Origin of the sequence: Tepidicella baoligensis, from assembly GCF_013432195.1 — a bacterium.
Taxonomy (GTDB): Bacteria; Pseudomonadota; Gammaproteobacteria; order Burkholderiales; family Burkholderiaceae_C; genus Tepidicella; species Tepidicella baoligensis.
The window spans coordinates 245,840-263,173 of the sequence record NZ_JACCDB010000001.1; the positions used below are offsets into that span (position 1 = coordinate 245,840).

The 17,334-nt window shown below is 62.3% G+C and carries 15 protein-coding genes, 1 tRNA gene and 1 riboswitch; of the genes, 10 read left to right on the plus strand and 6 right to left on the minus strand.

What is annotated here, in order from left to right; genetic code table 11:
* The first annotated feature begins 162 nt into the window (after positions 1–162).
* The 4 genes from HZS63_RS01200 to HZS63_RS01215 all read left to right on the plus strand — a co-directional run bounded on the left by HZS63_RS01200 (position 163) and on the right by HZS63_RS01215 (position 6,637).
* Positions 163–780, plus strand: coding sequence for a TetR/AcrR family transcriptional regulator (locus HZS63_RS01200; protein ID WP_180682190.1), 618 nt, complete (start codon positions 163–165; stop codon positions 778–780).
* 109 nt (positions 781–889) lie between these two features.
* Positions 890–2,071: an efflux RND transporter periplasmic adaptor subunit gene (locus HZS63_RS01205; protein ID WP_219339041.1), complete on the plus strand. Its 1,182-nt coding sequence runs from the start codon at positions 890–892 to the stop codon at positions 2,069–2,071.
* Entirely contained in the window at positions 2,071–5,217 is a 3,147-nt protein-coding gene (locus HZS63_RS01210; protein ID WP_180682191.1) for an efflux RND transporter permease subunit, read from the plus strand. The genes HZS63_RS01205 and HZS63_RS01210 overlap by 1 nt, the downstream gene beginning before the upstream one ends.
* 16 nt (positions 5,218–5,233) lie before the next feature.
* Entirely contained in the window at positions 5,234–6,637 is a 1,404-nt protein-coding gene (locus HZS63_RS01215; RefSeq protein ID WP_219339042.1) for an efflux transporter outer membrane subunit, read from the plus strand.
* Between the two features lie 602 nt (positions 6,638–7,239).
* Here HZS63_RS01215 and HZS63_RS13895 read toward each other — a convergent pair.
* The gene (locus HZS63_RS13895) at positions 7,240–7,494 is read right to left on the minus strand and encodes a hypothetical protein (protein ID WP_246316068.1); all 255 of its coding nucleotides are present in this window, start codon (positions 7,492–7,494) and stop codon (positions 7,240–7,242) included.
* Between HZS63_RS13895 and HZS63_RS14200 the strand changes: the two genes are divergently transcribed.
* Genes HZS63_RS14200 through HZS63_RS01235 form a run of 4 tightly spaced genes read left to right on the plus strand, consistent with a single transcriptional unit; the run spans position 7,387 to position 11,126 of the window.
* Positions 7,387–8,211 (plus strand): zinc ribbon domain-containing protein, encoded by an 825-nt coding sequence (locus HZS63_RS14200; protein WP_425505907.1) that lies wholly within the window; start codon positions 7,387–7,389, stop codon positions 8,209–8,211. The two genes, HZS63_RS13895 and HZS63_RS14200, sit on opposite strands and share 108 nt — an antisense overlap.
* 18 nt (positions 8,212–8,229) lie before the next feature.
* Positions 8,230–9,321 carry a zinc ribbon domain-containing protein gene (locus tag HZS63_RS01225; protein ID WP_180682194.1) on the plus strand — a complete coding sequence of 364 codons (1,092 nt, stop codon included), beginning with the start codon at positions 8,230–8,232 and terminating at the stop codon, positions 9,319–9,321.
* A gap of 9 nt (positions 9,322–9,330) precedes the next feature.
* Entirely contained in the window at positions 9,331–10,524 is a 1,194-nt protein-coding gene (locus tag HZS63_RS01230; protein WP_180682195.1) for a DUF4878 domain-containing protein, read from the plus strand.
* Positions 10,525–10,559: 35 nt separating this feature from the next.
* Positions 10,560–11,126 (plus strand): YiiX/YebB-like N1pC/P60 family cysteine hydrolase, encoded by a 567-nt coding sequence (locus tag HZS63_RS01235; protein ID WP_180682196.1) that lies wholly within the window; start codon positions 10,560–10,562, stop codon positions 11,124–11,126.
* A gap of 19 nt (positions 11,127–11,145) precedes the next feature.
* Here HZS63_RS01235 and metF read toward each other — a convergent pair whose 3' ends face one another.
* Genes metF through ahcY form a run of 3 tightly spaced genes read right to left on the minus strand, consistent with a single transcriptional unit; the run spans position 11,146 to position 14,171 of the window.
* Entirely contained in the window at positions 11,146–11,973 is an 828-nt protein-coding gene (metF, locus tag HZS63_RS01240) for a methylenetetrahydrofolate reductase [NAD(P)H] (protein WP_180682197.1), read from the minus strand.
* Entirely contained in the window at positions 11,958–12,728 is a 771-nt protein-coding gene (locus tag HZS63_RS01245; RefSeq protein WP_180682198.1) for a TlyA family RNA methyltransferase, read from the minus strand. The genes metF and HZS63_RS01245 overlap by 16 nt, the downstream gene beginning before the upstream one ends.
* Before the next feature lie 6 nt (positions 12,729–12,734).
* Positions 12,735–14,171: an adenosylhomocysteinase gene (ahcY, locus tag HZS63_RS01250; protein ID WP_180682199.1), complete on the minus strand. Its 1,437-nt coding sequence runs from the start codon at positions 14,169–14,171 to the stop codon at positions 12,735–12,737.
* Positions 14,172–14,232: 61 nt separating this feature from the next.
* A riboswitch (S-adenosyl-L-homocysteine riboswitch) is annotated at positions 14,233–14,338 on the minus strand.
* Positions 14,339–14,470: 132 nt separating this feature from the next.
* Between ahcY and HZS63_RS01255 the strand changes: the two genes are divergently transcribed.
* Both HZS63_RS01255 and HZS63_RS01260 read left to right on the plus strand, forming a co-directional pair.
* Positions 14,471–15,400, plus strand: coding sequence for a polyprenyl synthetase family protein (locus tag HZS63_RS01255; RefSeq protein ID WP_180682517.1), 930 nt, complete (start codon positions 14,471–14,473; stop codon positions 15,398–15,400).
* Positions 15,401–15,413: 13 nt separating this feature from the next.
* Positions 15,414–15,490 (plus strand) — tRNA-Pro (locus tag HZS63_RS01260).
* 242 nt (positions 15,491–15,732) lie between these two features.
* Here HZS63_RS01260 and HZS63_RS01265 read toward each other — a convergent pair.
* Entirely contained in the window at positions 15,733–16,074 is a 342-nt protein-coding gene (locus tag HZS63_RS01265) for an ArsR/SmtB family transcription factor (RefSeq protein ID WP_180682200.1), read from the minus strand.
* The gene (arsJ, locus tag HZS63_RS01270; RefSeq protein ID WP_180682201.1) at positions 16,071–17,333 is read right to left on the minus strand and encodes an organoarsenical effux MFS transporter ArsJ; all 1,263 of its coding nucleotides are present in this window, start codon (positions 17,331–17,333) and stop codon (positions 16,071–16,073) included. Before arsJ ends, HZS63_RS01265 begins: the two co-directional genes overlap by 4 nt.
* Position 17,334: the final 1 nt, after the last annotated feature.

A 17,334-nucleotide genomic window follows, 5' to 3' on the forward strand; every position in this document is an offset into this window, starting at 1 on the left:
CGCGGCCCCAAGCCACCCGCCAGCGGAGGCGACAGTACCAATCACCCCTGGCATCGGGTCAGGCACTGATGATGAGGTTGACGGCTTCTCGTTGCCCGACTAAGATACGGACGGACCAGACAGTCCACTCTATGAGAAGTCCATATTGATCAGTTCCAGCGCATGATCGCCAGCAAACCCACTCGTCAGCACAAACCCCCTGCCGTTCGGCAGGCCGAAATCCTGGCTGCGGCGGCCGAGGTGTTCGCCAAACATGGCTATCGTGGCTGCGAGGTACAAGATGTGGTCCTGCGCGCGGGGGTGGGTAAGGGCACGGTGTATCGATTTTTCCCCAGCAAGGAAGCCTTGTTCCTGGCCACCCTTCGGCATGGGCTCGATCAGCTCAGGGCCCTGACCCAGGCGGCCGTCGAGGATCGGGCCGATCCTCTGGACAAGGTGCGGGCGGCCGTGCGCGCCTATGTGCGGTTCTTCGAGACCCGGCCCGAGATGGTGGAACTATTCATCCAGGAACGTGCCGAATTCCGTGACCGCAGCAAGCCGCTCTATTTCCTTTACAAAGAGGCCGAACGCCAGGAATGGGTGGCATTGTTCCAGTCCATGGAGGACAGCGGATGCCTGCGACCGGGCTGTGCGGAAGCGGCTCTGGATGCGCTGGGGTATCTGCTCTACGGCTTCGTGCTGTCGATCAGCAGCCTTGGCGGTGTCCGCCACGCCGAGGCGGCCTTCGAGGAAATTTTCGAGCTTTATCTGCGGGGCGTGCTGTCCGGGGATAGGCACTGACACCGGTCGGGATGCGGCAAGCCTCTCGACTCCTTCAGATGATGCCCCACGCCGCCCGCATGAGGCTGGGTATTGTCAGAAACCACCCAAGATCAGGAGTAACACATTCATGTTTCGAACCATGCTGACTCACCCGGTGTCGCGCCCGGTGCGTAACTTCCTGCCGTTGCTCATGCTCGGCTTCATCGCGGCCTGCGGCGGGGGCGCTGGGGATGCCGGACAACAGCAGGAACGCCCACCCCTGCCTGTGGCCGTGACCCCGGTCGAACCCCGAAGCGTCGAGGTGGCCGCCGAATATGCCGGCCGGGTGCGCGGCCTGCGGGAGCTGGAGATCCGCGCCCGGGTAGATGGCATCCTGGAACAGCGGCTCTATCAAGAAGGGCAACCGGTGCAGGCGGGCGCGGTGCTGTTCCGCATCGATCCGGAGCCCTATGAGATCGCCCTGCGCCGGGCCCAGGCCGAGCAAGCCGATGCCGAGGCTGGCCTGGCGCAGGCGCAACGGGAGTGGCAGCGGATCTCGAACCTCTATGCCAGCGATGCCGTGAGCCGCCGGGAACGGGACCAAGCCGAGTCCCATCGCGAGATGGCCGAGGCCCGCGTGCAGCTGGCGCAAGCCGCGGTGGCCGATGCCGAGCGTAATCTGCGCTACACCGAGGTGCGCGCCCCGGCCAGCGGGATCACCGGGCTGGAGAGCTTCCCCGAGGGCAGCCTCATCGAGCGCGGGACGCTGCTGACCACCCTCACCCAGCATGATCCGGTCCATGTGCGCTTCGCCTTGCCCGAAAACGATGCGTTGGCCCAGGGGTTGGCCCGGCAGGCCATGGCCGCCGGCGGCCGTGGCCAACACCGCCGCGAGGCGCGGGTACGCCTGCCAGACGGCAGTTGGTATGAAAGACCCGGCGAAGTGGACTTCACCGCCAGCACCGTCGATCCCCGCACCGGCACGGTCTCTGCCCGGGTCGTGGTGAGGAACCCCGAGGGCCGGCTGGTTCCCGGCCAGTTCGTGCGGGTGCGCTTGGTGCTGGAGACCCTGAGCGATGTCTATGTTGTTGACCCGGCCGCCGTTGGCCAGGGGCGGGAAGGTGCGCAAGTGTTCGTGGTGGACGAACAAGGCCAGGCGCGCGCGCGCACAGTCACACTGGGGCCCATGATCGACGAGGGCCAGGTCATCGTCTCGGGTTTGACGCCGGGCGAGCGTGTGGTGGTCAACGGCACGGTGGCCCTGCGTGATGGCATGCGGGTTGCGGCCACCGAGGCCCAGGCCGGCGAACCGACGGGAGTGACACGCTGATGTTGCGCTTCTTCATCGACAGGCCCATTTTCTCCTCGGTGATCTCGTTCATCATCGTGCTGGCGGGGCTGGCCACCCTGCGTGTCCTGCCCGTGGAGCAGTATCCGGATGTAGTCCCTCCCCAGGTCGTGGTTCAGGCCACTTATCCAGGGGCCAGCGCCGAGGTACTGGCCGAGGCGGTGGCCGCGCCTTTGGAGCAGGAAATCAACGGCGTGGACGACATGATCTACATGGAGTCCACCAGCACCGATGCCGGCATGCTGACTATCGCGGTGTCCTTCCGCATGGGGACCGATCCGGACCAGGCGGCGATCAACGTCAACAACCGGGTGCAGGCGGCGTTGCCACGCCTGCCGCAGCCCGTGCGCGACCAGGGTGTGCGTGTGCAGGCCCGTTCCACCAACATCCTGATGGTGCCGGTGCTGCGCTCGCCCGGCGGTCGCTATGACTCCCTGTTCATCAGCAACTATGCCCTGCTCAACGTGCTGGATGAACTGGTGCGCGTGCCGGGCGTGGGCGAAGCCTCGCTGTTCGGGGCCCAGGACTATTCCATGCGCGTCTGGTTGCGTCCGGACAAGTTGGCCCAGTTCGAGTTGACGCCCTCGGACGTGGCCGCCGCCCTGCGGGAGCAGAACGCCCAGTTCGCTGCCGGGCAGATCGGCGCCGAACCCTCCCCGGACGGGCAGGCCTTCACCTACACCATCACCACCCCCGGACAGTTCTCCTTGCCCGAGGAGTTCGAGCGGATCATCCTGCGTGCGGACGACACCGGCGGCACCTTGCGCCTGGGCGATGTGGCCCGGGTGACGCTCGGCTCGCAGCGCTACGACTTCTCCGCCACCTACAACAACGAGCCCACGGTGCCGCTGGGCATCTACCTGCAACCCGGCGCCAACGCACTGGACACTGCCCGGGCGGTGCGAGAGACACTGGACGACCTGGCCAGCCGCTTCCCGGAAGGGCTCGAGTACACCGTCGCCTACGACACCACCGAGTTCGTCGAAATCTCGGTGCGTGAGGTGATCATCACGTTGCTGGTGGCGGTGGTGCTGGTGGTGCTGGTGACCTTCCTGTTCCTGCAGCATCTGCGCGCCACGCTGATTCCGGTGGCCGCGATTCCGGTGTCCCTGATCGGCACCTTCGCCGGCATGCAGGCCTTCGGGTTTTCCATCAACCTGCTGACGTTGTTCGGGTTGGTGCTGGCCATCGGCATCGTGGTGGATAACGCCATCATCGTGATGGAGAACGTCGAACGCCTGATGAACGAGCAGGGGCTGAAGGCGCGGGAGGCGTCCATCGAGACCATGCAACAGGTGGCCGGGGCGGTGGTTGCTTCGACCCTGGTGTTGGTGGCGGTGTTCGCCCCGGTAACCTTCCTGGAGGGCCTGACCGGCGAGCTGTACCGCCAGTTTGCGGTCACCATCGCGGTGTCGGTGGTGGTCTCGGGCGTGGTCGCCCTGACCCTCACGCCCGCCATGTGCGCCTTGCTGCTGGACAAGCAAAAGCACACGGTGAGCGCGCCCTTCGCCCTGTTCAACCGGGGTTTCGACCGCGTCACGCAGGGTTTCGTTTATCTGGTCGAGGTGCTGCTGCGCCGGCCGGTGATGGGCGTGACCCTGTTCGTCGCTTTCTGCGGCGCCACGCTGTGGATGCTGGATCGTTTGCCCACCGGGCTCGTTCCTCAGGAAGACCAAGGCGTGGCCCTGGTCGTGGGCCAACTGCCTCCGGCGTCGGCCTTGGGGCGCACAGAGGCGGTGCGCGACACGCTTTCCAGCCAGCTGGTGCAACTGGATGAAGCCGAGCAGTTCACGGCCTTCGCCGGCTTCGACATCATTGCCGGCTCGCTGCGCAGCAACGCCCTGGTGGGGTTTCTCAACCTCACCGACTGGTCCGAGCGCACCCGGCCCGACCAGCATGCCCAGGCGGTCGCTGGGCGGGTCATGGGGATCGGCGCCCGCATCCCTGAGGCCAATGTGTTCGCCTTCGTGCCGCCACCGATCCAGGGGCTTTCTCTGACAGGCGGTGTGGAAGGCTATCTGCAGGTGCGCGGCGATGTGCGCCCGACCGAAGTGGAGGCGTTGGCGCAACGGGCGGTGGCGGCTGCCAACGCGCGCCCGGAGCTGATCAATGTGCGCTCCACCCTGGACACTGGCATTCCGCGCTACACCGCCCGCGTGGATCGGGACAAGGCCAAGGCCTTGGGCGTGCCCATCAACAGCATCTTTGATGCCATGCAGAGCACCTTCGGCGCCCTGTACATCAACGACTTCACTTACCGGGGTCGGCTGTGGCGCGTGAACGTGCAGTCCGAGGCGGAATTCCGCGGCCGCGACGATGACCTGCGGCATGTGTTCGTGCGCTCCGACGCCGGCGAGATGGTGCCGCTGAGTGCGCTGGTCGAACTGGAGCGCGGCGCAGGCGCTGACATCATCAACCGCTTCAACGTGTATCAGTCCGCCAAGCTGCTGGGCGACCCGGCGCCCGGCTATACCACGGGCCAGGCCAAGCTCGCCTTGGAGGAGGTCATCGCGCAGACCGCCGAGCAGGCCGATGTCACCTTGGGCTGGATCGGCGAGGCCTATCAGCTGGACGTGGCGGCTGGCACGGGCCTGGCGGCCTTCGGTTTGGGCCTGCTGATGGTGTTTCTGATCCTGGCGGCGCAATACGAGCGACTGACCCTGCCGCTGGCGGTCGCCACGGCCGTGCCCTTCGGTGTCTTCGGTGCGGCCCTGTCCTCGCTGCTGCGGGGCTTCCCCAACGACATCTACTTCCAGGTTGGCCTGCTGGTGCTCATCGGATTGGCGGCCAAGAACGCCATCCTCATCGTCGAGTTCGCCGCCCAGAACCGCCGCGAAGGGATGAGCTCCACCGAGGCGGCCACCACCGCGGCCCGACAGCGTTTCCGCGCCATCGTCATGACCGCCATGACGTTCATCATCGGCACCCTGCCGTTGGTGTTCGCCAGTGGCGCCGGCGCTGCCAGCCGGCAGGAGATCGGCACGGTGGTGGTGGGCGGCATGATCGCCGCCAGCACCCTGGCCCTGCTGTTCGTGCCTTTGTTCTACAAGTTGCTCGAAGACCTGGCCTCCTGGCGTCAGGCGCGTCGGGAAAGTCAGCGTGATGAGCCGGAGGAAAAGCGTGCGTAAGTGGACCATCCTTGTCATGAGCACCCTGGTCTTGGCCGGTTGTGCTGTCGGCCCGAACTATCAGCGTCCAGCGATGGACCTGCCCGAGACCTGGCCCGATACCGCCCTGATCGTCCCGGAGGAAGCCGCTGAGTGGCGCGCATGGTGGACGCGCTTCGAGGATCCCGTGCTCGATGCCATGGTCGCCCGCGCCCTGGACGACAATCTCGACATCCGGCTGCAACTGCAGCGCATCGGTGAGTTCCGCGCCCGCCTTGGGCTGGCCGAAGCCGAGCGCTTGCCCACGCTTTCGGCGCAGGCCGAGGGAGCGCGTCAACGCCAGCCCTCCGGCCTCTCGCCGGTACCGAGGGATCAGGGTTCAATCGACAACCTGTTCACCGTCACCGGCATGCTCGCCTATGAAGTGGATCTCTGGGGCCGCTTGGCACGCCAGCGGGAGGCCGCCGAAGCCTTTTTGAGGCAGTCGGAATACACACACGAGGCGGTGCGCCTGAATGTGGTGGCCGACGTGGTGGCCGCCTACATCAACCTGCGTGACGCTCAGGCGCAGTTGGCGATCGCCGAACGCACCGTGCAGACCCGGGAACGGAGTGTGGAGCTGGAGCGCGTGCGCCATGCAGCCGGCGAGACCGACGCACTGAGCCTGCGCCAGTCCCTGGCCGAGCTGGAAACCACACGCGCACGGCTGCCGGCGATACGCCAGCGGGTACGCACACTGGAAAGCGCCCTGTCGGTGCTGGTGGGGATGAGCCCGGCCGAACTGATGGCGCCCTCGGAGTTCGGCCCAGGCCGATTGGCCGATCTGCAGTTGCCCGCGGCCCTGCCCGGCATCCTGCCTTCGGAGATGCTGCGCCGCCGCCCCGACATACGCGCCGCCGAGGCGGAACTGATCGCCGCCACCGCCGGGATCGGCGTAGCCCAGGCCAATCGCCTGCCACGGCTGAACCTGATGGCTTTGCTGGGCAGTGCGGCCACGGATACCGCCGACCTGTTCACGGCGTCCGCCGAAACCTGGGGGGTGGGCGCCTCGGTGGCCGGTCCGCTGCTGGATTTCGGACGCGGACGTGCGGGAGTGGAAACGGCCGAAGCCCTGCGTGACCAGGCGGAGACCCGCTACGCGGTCACCGTGACCACGGCCTTTCGCGAGGTTCGCGACGCTTTGACTCTTTATCAGAGTGCGGAGGAACGGGTCGAGGCGATCAACCGCCAGGTCCGCGCCATCCAGGACAGCCGTGATCTGGCGCAGATCCGCTACCGCGAGGGGATGATCGGCCTGCTGCAATTGCTGGATGCCGAACGCGCCCTGCTGGAGGCGGAACTGGCCCTGAGCGAGGCCGTGCGCGATCGCCTGACCGCCACTGCGACCCTGTTCAAGGTCATGGGGGGTGGATGGGACCCCGACCTGGACAACCGCTCATGAGGCGGCGCTCTCGCCTCATGCCTGGCGGGCGGACCTGATCCTCGGGCGCCCGCCGGTTGCCGGCTCACGACGAGCCTTGCTATCGCGGCGCTGTGCCTCTCGGCGGTCCTGGGCGCCGATTCGCCTGGGCCACTCGGCCATGGACGGGGCTCGTTCGCGGTGGATATCGAAAACGACTGGTTTTCCGACACCGACCGATGACCGGTATGACAGCCACGGTTTGAGACCCTGCTCGAGACGTCCGCCGGATCCCGGCGATCGCCCATGCCGACTGGCCGTGCAAGCCATTGGGGTCGGGAAGAGCGACCAGCAGCGATGGAACGCATGCGGTTGCCCGTGGGCGTGATGGGACCCCGCCTCTCTCGCGGACCGGCCCCGCCAGGCCGAAGGGTCGGGACAACCAACTGCACAACGAAGCCAGTTGCATGTTCAGCCATGAACGCCAGTGGCGCAGCCACCGCCCGGCCCCCAGATCATGATGTAGGCAGAATTTGCAACATAATGTATAGTGATCCACAGAGAGTTAACCAAACCGAGTGAGGGAGGGCTCATGGTCTAGGTCATCCATCGGGCGATGACCGCTTGGCACATCTGACTTCGATTCAAACCTTGAGCATTGGCCTTGCTGCTCGGGTTTCATCTACAAAGCCAATCGAAATCGAAATACTTCGATTATCCGAGGCACTTGTTTTTGATAGATACGGAGAAATATGACAATAATCTGCCAATCCTGCCAGACCGAGAATCGAATAGGCGCCAAAAGGTGCAAGTCCTGCGGGGCAGAACTCGGTAAAAGTTGCCCAGCATGCGGGGCAGCCAACAAATCCGATGCCAAATTTTGTTCGGCGTGCGGTCATCGATTCATAATTACGGCACCAGCTCCGGCACCAGCTCCGGCACCAGCTCCGGCACCAGCTCCGGCACGAAAAAATCTGATGCTATTAGCAGCCGCTGGGCTGGCGATTGCACTGGCTATGGCAGCAGGAACATGGTGGTATCTTGCACCATCTTCGCCAGCTGTAGCAGAGGCAGCAAAAAGCTCTGACATATCGGTGAACGATAGCACCGGCTCCTCCACAGCAGCACAGACCGATATTGCGCCATCCACAGAGGCATCAGCCATCGAGATTGAAGAGATCGTCGAATCGACCATCCCCGAGGCACCTTCAGAAACAGCAGCAACACCCACTGAGCCCCCGCCACCTCCTATCGAAAAGCAGGCTCCAACGCCTCAACCCAGACCCGCTCAAACAGCGACCAGTCCACAACCAAGGGCAACAACCCCTACCGCCCCTCCCACCAGGACGACAACCCCGGCACCAACCACGCAAGTGCAGACCACCCCTGCGCCAGCGCCGGAGCCGCCACCTGCGCCACCTGCGACCACCCCCCCTGCCCCCACAACGCCTAGCACACCACTTGAAATTTTGCAAGCCGAACTCAAGGCTTGCGATAGCAGAGGCGGACTGATCGCAAGAGGCGCTTGTATTTTGACCACGCGACACCGGTATTGCGGTGACATGTGGGGCAAAGTACCAGAATGCCCGCTGAGCAATACCCAAACCACAGACTAAACCACGGCTTGTCAAATCATGAAATCACAAATACTTTCTGAAAATCCGTATTCGATCTTTCGTATTCCTGAAGCGTTGACTTGCTGGCAAGCGGTCATGGTCATGGCAACGAGCGGCCTGGTTGCCATGCTACTCTTCGCCCTAGGGGGAATGCTGACGCAAATTTCTTGGTTCTTTTTGTTTCTACTGAGCCTTTTGGCAATCATTGTTTTTATGGCAGGCGTCAATGGCGCCGGAATCTGCCTGACAGACTTTGTCAACAAGAGTCCATTTCGCGGAGTTTTAGGCTACTTGATCGCCGGATTGATCAGCCTGCCAAAGCTGATCGGCGCCAGCATTATTCTTTTCATTCTATATATCATTGCAATACTGGCAGTTGCCATTATTCTATTGATATGCAAAATCCCTGGAATTGGCCCACTGCTTCTGGTAGTCGGTATTCCAATGTCTATCCTGATCGTGACGATGACCATGATTGGATCTTACATGGCAGCCTCAATTGTTGCACCAGCGATCTGGGATGGCGAAAAAGTACTGAACTCCATTTCAATCACCTGGGAAATCACAAAACGTTATCCATTTGCTGCCTTCTTCAAGATTTTTGGCGGCTTCGTCATTTCCACCATCATCGGTTCAATCATATTTGGATTGACGTTTGTTGCAAGCACCATCGTTGCAGGAATGGCTATCCCAATTATTGGAAGCAGCATCAGCTTAGACATCCCATCCATGATGGCAGGCAGCTTTGGCGGTGGTGGACATATCAGCGGAGCACTGATCGGCTTCGGCCTGACATTTGCCGCAGTCTCTGCTTTCGTCTTTCTACTGCCTCTCATGGTTGGCATATTGACATGGCGTGAGTTTTCGCAAAAAGTCGATTTAGAAAATATCCGCCAGAAGACATCGGTGGCTATCGAAGAAGCCAAGAAAAAAGCCGATGAGATCAAGGAGAAAGCAAAGACCCAGTCTGCACCCATGACGGCTGGCTCCACCCAAACCGGTGAAGAACAGCTCGCTGCTACGCCGGCATCGATCAATTGCCCCCAATGCAAAGGAACCGTTCAAGAAGGCGATCGCTTCTGCGAGCACTGCGGTCACAAATTGATATAAAGGCATGCCATGACAAAATTCTGCAAAGAATGTGGCACCTCTAATGAGGAGGATGCCTCTTTTTGTGACAACTGTGGTGCACCTATGCAGAGGAAGACCCCGGCTGCGGAAAAATCCCCAAGCCAGTCAGCCCCTGCCATCAGTCTGCCCAGTTTGAATCGAAAGACTTTGCTTGCCATATTGGGTGTGGCCGTGGTCACGACTGCGATAGGCTTGGGTGCATGGGCTTGGTCAGCCATGAAAAACAACCCGCCCGACACGAGACAACAACTGGCGCTGGCACAACAATGGATTGACGCCAACCATGCTCGATTGTTACGCAACACGTGCCTAACCAATTTCCCTTACCAGCATAGAACAGTCACTGTTTATGCATGGAATCGGGACACAGTTGCGTGGATGAACGAACTTGTCGCTGGCGATATTTACGTTAGCCGAGGTCAAGACAGATTTGGAAATCTCATCTATGAACATGGGCCGGCTGCGCAGCGGTACATCAAAGGCTCATCGCTGTGCCTGGCCACGGGTGTCCGACTTGAACAGACAGAGTTGCTCCCCCTAGACACCGATCCTGCACGGGCGGCTGCAGTGAGAAAAACCCAAGAAGGCAAACGGCTGGAATTGATGCAAATCCGATATGCATGGGAGGGCATTCCTGCATTCGCCCAATCTCCTACATTTGCCAGTGAGTGGCCCACAGGTATGCGTAATACCACCACTCAAATCACCTTGTATCGAGGCGATGAGGGTTGGCGTGAAGCTACCGAAGCTGACATTGCTCGGGCTGCTGCTGAATTTGAGAGCCGAACCAGTGGCTCACCAGCTCCAACAGCGGGCTCGACCTTTGGACTTGGTGATTGGTTGGGTCAGTTATTTTCTTTTGGTGGCTCTTCACCAGAGCGAACGGCACGTGAATTTTTCGAAGCACTCAGCAACGGACAGGTCAGCCAGGCCATCGAACGCATACACCCAAGTCAACGCAGCGAAGCAACCGATGCCAAATTGGAAATGGCATTAGAAATGCAGAGAGGAGCTCAGGCTCAAGGCAATCGATCAGTGAATAAAATCGAAACGATTTTGGAAAGCGAACAAGGAGAAACGGCCTTGGTGACTGTCAAGATCACGCACAACAATGGACGCACCTCGTCTGAACGCATCAACCTGCGTCAACATCATGGCAAATGGTACATTTACATCAAATAAGCCTTAGCCGCAGACACTGGCTCCAGCTTGGGCTGGTGTCTGCGCTATCCGCTTCTTTGAAAAATTCCAGCCTTACAACGAATTCAAAATTTCCGGCCGATATTGACATCGACACGCTGTCCAGCGGCAGATTGATTTTCCGGGGAACCCGATCGAGAGAAGGACAGGTTGTACGCTGGTTCGACGAACAAAGCGAATTTACCCATGTGGGGATCCTCGCCAACCAGACAGGATCAAATAACCAATGGAACGTAATTCACGCAACCCCGGATTATGACAAAGTTATTCTGGAAAGTCTTGATGATTTCCTGAAAACACCAGGCATTTTTTCAGCTTGTGTTTTCAAATGGAACTTGCCTTTCCCGAAAAAAGATTCAGACATAGCTCATTTGGCCACCCAGTGGATTGGCACAACTTTCGACGGGAAATTTGATTTCGACAATCCCAGCCTTTATTGCACGGAATTGGTATGGAAAGCCGCCCAAACTTTGCATTGGGTAGCCGAACCAAGGCTCAGGACACTGCACACCCCTCTGGGCACCAAGCGCGTGCTATTGATCAGTCATTTATTGGAACAACTCCCCATCACTCGGCTGATGTAGGCTGGATGCCCTGCCAGCCTCAAAGACCCAAATGGTTGCATAAGTCCAAGGTAGGCCCGCTCTGGTTCATCGTGTAGAAGTGCAGCCCGGGCACGCCGGCGTTGCGCAGTTGGTCACACAGGTCTGCCACCACTTCGAGCCCAAAGGCCTGGATGCTGGCCGTGTCGTCGCCAAAGCCTTGCAGCCGCAGGCGTATCCAGCGCGGTATCTCGGCGCCGCACGCATCCGAAAAGCGCAGCAACTGTGACGCATTGGTGATGGGCATGATGCCGGGGACGATGGGCACATCGACGCCCAGCTTGTGGATATCCTCTACGAAACGGAAATACGCATCGCTGTTGAAAAAGTATTGCGTGATCGCCGAATCGGCCCCGGCTTTCACCTTGGTGGCAAACGCCTGCAGGTCGGCTTGCGGCGATCGGGCCTGCGGATGAAACTCGGGATAGGCGGCCACTTCGATGTGGAAGGCGTCGCCCATCTCGGCGCGGATGAAGGCCACCAGATCGCTGGCGTAATGGAACTCCCCTCCCAGGCCGTAGCCGCTGGGCAGGTCGCCACGCAAGGCCACCAGGCGTTTGACACCCATGGCCTGCAGCTGTTTCAACTGCTCGCGAACCTTGACCTTGGTCGCACCGATGCACGAAAAGTGCGAGGCCGCCGCCACGCCCTCGGCCTGGATCTCGGCCACGGTGGCAAACGTGCCTTCCTGGGTGGAACCGCCAGCACCATAGGTCACCGAACAGAACTCCGGCCGCTTGGCGTACAGCTTTTGACGCACCGCGCGCAGCTTGAGCGCCCCCTCAGGCGTCTTAGGTGGGAAAAACTCGAAACTCAGGGACAGGCCCATACGAAAAACTCCCGATTGCCATCACCCCCGGTGATGGCGCTTTCAAAATAGTCCCGCAACGTCAGGCCATTGTCCTGACAGGCTTGCCGGATGCGCTGCTGCACCCGCTCGTAGTGGGCAGGATCTTTCACCAACCCGCCTTTGCCGATGTGTTCGGGCTGCAGTTCGAACTGCGGTTTGACCAGCATGAGCAGATGCCCTCCCGGCTTGAGCAAAGGCACCACAGCGGGCCAGATCAACGTCTGCGAGATGAAAGACAGATCGCCGACGATGAGATCAAAAGGCCCCGTTGCCTCCACCCCTCCCAGCGCCAGCAACCGATCGACCGACAACTCACGGGCGTTGCATTTCTCGATGGTCACCACACGCGAATCGGATCGCAACCGCGCGTGCAACTGGCCTTGGCCCACGTCCACACCCACCACGCGAGAGGCTCCGTGCTGCAACAGGCAATCGGTAAACCCGCCGGTGCTCTGGCCCACGTCCAGGCAGACGCTGCCCGCCACCTCGAGCGCGATGCGCCGCAGCGCGGCCTCCAGCTTCAATCCGCCACGCGACACGAACCGTGCCTCGGCCGGATCGACCAGCAGCAACTCGGCCTGGGCGGGTACCTCGTCGCCGTTCTTGGCGACAAGACGCCATCCGCCCTCACCGGCCCCAGGAAGCCGCCACCGCAGGCCCGACGCAATCAGGCGCTGGGCCTGCGAGCGCGACGCGGCCAAGCCGCGTTCGACGAGCAGTTGATCGGCACGCAAGGGGTGTCAGTAGCGGTAGGTATCCGGCTTGTACGGCCCTTGCTTGGGTACGCCGATGTAGGCGGCCTGCTCGTCCGTCAGCTCGGTCAGTTTGGCACCGACCTTCTTCAGGTGCAGACGCGCCACCTTCTCATCCAGGTGCTTGGGCAGCACATAGACCTTGCCGACGTCGTAGCCGTCTGGGTGCGTGAACAGCTCGATCTGGGCAATGGTCTGGTTGGCGAAGCTGGACGACATCACGAAGCTCGGGTGGCCGGTCGCGCAACCGAGGTTGACCAGGCGGCCCTTGGCCAGCAGGATGATGCGCTTGCCGTCGGGGAAGATGACGTGGTCCACCTGCGGCTTGATTTCTTCCCACCGGCATTTCGCTTCCAGCGAGGCGACGTCGATCTCGTTGTCGAAGTGGCCGATGTTGCAGACGATGGCCTGGTCCTTCATCTTCGCCATGTGGTCGAAGGTGATGACGTTCTTGTTGCCGGTGGCGGTGACGAAGATGTCGGCCTGGCTGCAGGCGTCGTCCATGGTCACCACGCGGTAGCCTTCCATGGCCGCCTGCAGGGCGTTGATGGGGTCGATTTCGGTCACCCACACCTGGGCCGAGAGCGAACGCAGCGCCTGCGCGGAGCCTTTGCCCACATCGCCGTAACCACACACCACGGCCACCTTGCCGGCGATCATCACGTCGGTCGCGCGCTTGATGCCGTCGACCAGGCTCTCGCGGCATCCGTACAGGTTGTCGAACTTGCTCTTGGTGACGGAATCGTTCACGTTGATCGCACGGAACATCAACGTGCCTCTGGCCGACATGTCCTTGAGGCGGTGCACGCCGGTGGTGGTCTCTTCGGTCACGCCGATGATCTGCGCGCTCTTGCGGCTGTACCAGGTGGGGTCTTCGGCCAGCTTGGCCTTGATGGCAGCGAACAGGATGCGCTCTTCCTCGCTGCCCGGGTTGGCCAGCACGGCAGGGTTGCGCTCGGCCTCTTTGCCCAGGTGCATCAGCAGCGTGGCGTCGCCGCCATCGTCCAGGATCATGTTGGGGCCTTCGCCTTCGGTGCCCTTGGGGCCGAAGTCGAAGATGCGATGGGTGTAGTCCCAGTAGTCCTTGAGCGACTCACCCTTGATGGCAAACACCGGCGTGCCGGTGGCCGCGATGGCCGCAGCGGCATGATCCTGGGTGGAGAAGATGTTGCACGAGGCCCAGCGCACCTGCGCGCCCAGCGCCTGCAACGTCTCGATCAGCACCGCGGTTTGGATGGTCATGTGCAGCGAGCCGGCGATGCGTGCGCCCTTCAGAGGCTGCTTGACCGCATACTCCTCACGGATGGCCATGAGGCCGGGCATCTCGGTTTCGGCGATCTTGATTTCTTTGCGGCCCCATTCTGCCAGGCCGATGTCGGCGATGGCGCAATCGGCATGCAAGGGATGTTTGAGGGGTGCGTTCATGGTGGCTCCAACAGCGGGTAAACAAACCAAGGGCCGAGGAGACACAGCTCACCACACGACCCGTGGGCGAGCGTCGTTGCCGTGGGGATGCGCGGAGACAACGAGTGCGATCCGGCATCTGCTGCCGAGCCTCGCCCCTAATCGGGGCTGCAACGCTCCTCGGCAGCTCCGCCATTATAGGGAAACAGCCTTGCGCGGGAGGCCACTCCCTATAATCAGCGGCCGATATCCGACAGCAGCCACCTACCTTGAACGCCACCACCACACCCTCCGCCGCCCTCAGCCTTGTCGCCGCCGACATGCGGATGGTGGACGAGGTGATCCAGCACAGCCTCACCAGCGAGGTTCCCTTGGTGGGGCAGGTGGCCGAATACATCATCAGTGCCGGTGGCAAGCGCGTGCGCCCTGCGTTGCTGCTGATGACGTGTGGCGCCTTGGGTTGCCAGGACCATCGGCGCCATAGCCTGGCTGCCGTGGTCGAGTTCATCCACACCGCCACCCTGCTGCACGACGACGTGGTGGACGAGTCCACCCTGCGCCGAGGCCGCCACACCGCCAACCAGGTGTTCGGTAACGCCGCCAGCGTGCTGGTCGGCGATTTCCTGTATTCCCGCGCCTTCCAGATGATGGTTCAGGCGGGCGACATGCGCATCATGGAAGTGCTGGCCGACGCCACCAACGTGATCGCCGAAGGCGAGGTCCTGCAATTGATGAACATGCACGATGCCACCCTGGACGAGGCGGCCTACCTGCGCGTCATCCGGGCCAAAACCGCCAAGCTTTTCGAAGCCAGTGCGCGGCTGGCCGCCATCCTCGCGGGTGTCAACATCGAACTGGAGGCCCGTTGCGCCGACTACGGCCAAGCCCTCGGGGCCGCCTTCCAGGTGGTGGACGACGTGCTCGACTACGAAGGTGATGCCACCGAACTTGGCAAAAACCTGGGCGACGATCTGCGCGAGGGCAAGGTCACGCTGCCCATCATTTGCACCTTGCGCCGCTGCAGCAACAGCGACGCCGCGCGCATCCGTCAAGCCATCGAGCAAGGCCAGACCGACCGGATGGAGGAGATTTTGCGCATCGTGCGCGACAGCGGTGGCTTGGAAGACGCCCGCCGCGCCGCCGAGGCCGAGGCACAACGGGCGATCGACGCCGCACGGGCGCTGCCAGCCAATGAGTGGTCAAAAGGTTTGATACAATTGGCGGCTGCCCTGCTGGAGCGCCGCTCCTGAGGTCGGGGTACTTCGGGGTGTAGCTTAGCCTGGTAGAGCGCTACGTTCGGGACGTAGAGGCCGGAGGTTCGAATCCTCTCACCCCGACCAGGATTTCCATTGAAAATCAATGCCTGCGCCACGTGGCGCACCTTGGCTCTTTTCAGGACCAGGGAAGGTCTTACAACCACCGCTGACGCGGCGTTGTCGGTTGTCATTTTAGATGACATCTTCGAGCGGCCCTCAACGGGCTGACTCGGTTCGATGTGCGCACCCGTTGGGGCCTTTGGGCCGTTTGCGGGCGCACTGATCCCTGGACCCCCATGTTCATCGGTGTGTCCTTGTCGATCGGTTCAGCAGCGTTCGCATGGGCTCAGCGCAGCGCCTGGCAGGCCGACATGCAGGCAGGGCTCCCCGCCGCAGCAGTTGTCGGTGAGGAAGCCGAGCAGGGTGTTCATGGCCTCTACGTCGGCCCGGTATATCAAGTGGCGGCCGACACGCTCGGCATGCGCCAGCCCGGCGTGGCTGAGCTCCTTGAGGTGGAAGGACAGTGCGGCGGGTGAGGTGTCCAGCGCCTCGCTGAGCCGGGTGGGCGTGAGGCCATCCCGCCCCGCCACCACCAGGCACCGGAAGATGCGCAGGCGCGTCTCCTGCGCCAGGGCACTGAGGGCTTTGATGACTTCGGTTTCGGTCATGTCGGGGTTTTTGGCGTGGCAGTTCCCGGGGAATCTACCCGAAGCGGCAGGTTCAGGGTGCCGGCCCAGCACAGCAACAGCATGACGGCCGAGCCCAGCAGGGCATACAACAATCCGCCCCACTGGTACAGCAGCCCCGACAGCAGCGTGCCGATGAAGCGCCCCAGGGCGTTGGCGGCGTAGTAGAAGCCCACGTCCTCGGCGGCTTTTTCCGAGCCGGCGTAGGCCAGCACCAAGTAGGAATGCACCGACGAATTCACCGCGAACGCGAAACCAAACACCCCGAGGCCAAGCACCACCACCCATTCGAGGCGGGGCGCGTCCAGCCACACCAGGGCAGCCAGCGCCACGGGCACCGCCGCGAGCAGGGCCGACCACAGGCGCGCGGCCGGCACTTCGCGGCTCAGGCCATCGGCGCTGCGGCGCACGATGTGCGGGGCCAGCGCCTGCACCACGCCGTAGCCGATCGTCCAGGCGGCGAGAAAGGTGCCCACCATGGTGAAGGTCCAGCCCACCGAGTACAGGAACACCGGCACGCCCACCACGAACCACACGTCGCGTGCGCCGAACAGCGCCACGCGGGCGGCGGCCAGCGCGTTGATGCCGGGGTTCTTGGCAAACAGCTCCTTGGCGTTTTTCGAGGCCTTGCTCTTGCCCATCATCGGCGGCAACGAAAAGACCACCCCGAGCAGCACCACCCCCAGCAGTCCGGCCATGAGCCACAGCGAGCCCTGGAAGCCCACCGTCTGCAGCAGCACGCCGCCCAGGAAAAAGCCGAAGCCCTTCATGGCGTTCTTGCTGCCGGTGAAGAAGGCCACCCACTTGAACAGTTGGCTGTTTCCTTCACCACCTTGGGCCTTGGCCTCGGCCTGGGTGATCTTGATGGCGGATTTGCTGGCCGTCTTGGTCAGGTCCTTGGCCACGCCGCAAATGCCCTGCGCCACCACCACCCACGCGACCGAGAGGGCCACCGTCCACGCCGGGTCCAGCAGCGACAGCAGCGTGAACCCGGTGATCTGCGTCACCAGCCCCACCGTGAGCATGCGCGCGATGCCAAAGCGGGTGGCCAGCCAGCCGCCGATGAGGTTGGCCAGAATGCCCGCCGCCTCGTACAGCAGGAACAGGAAAGCCAGGGTGAACGGCGAGTAGCCGAGCTGATAGAAATGCAGCAGCACCAGCATACGCAGCGCGCCGTCGGTGAGGGTGAAGCCCCAGTAGGCGGCGGTGACGATGCCGTAGTTGCGCAAGGCGTGGTTCATC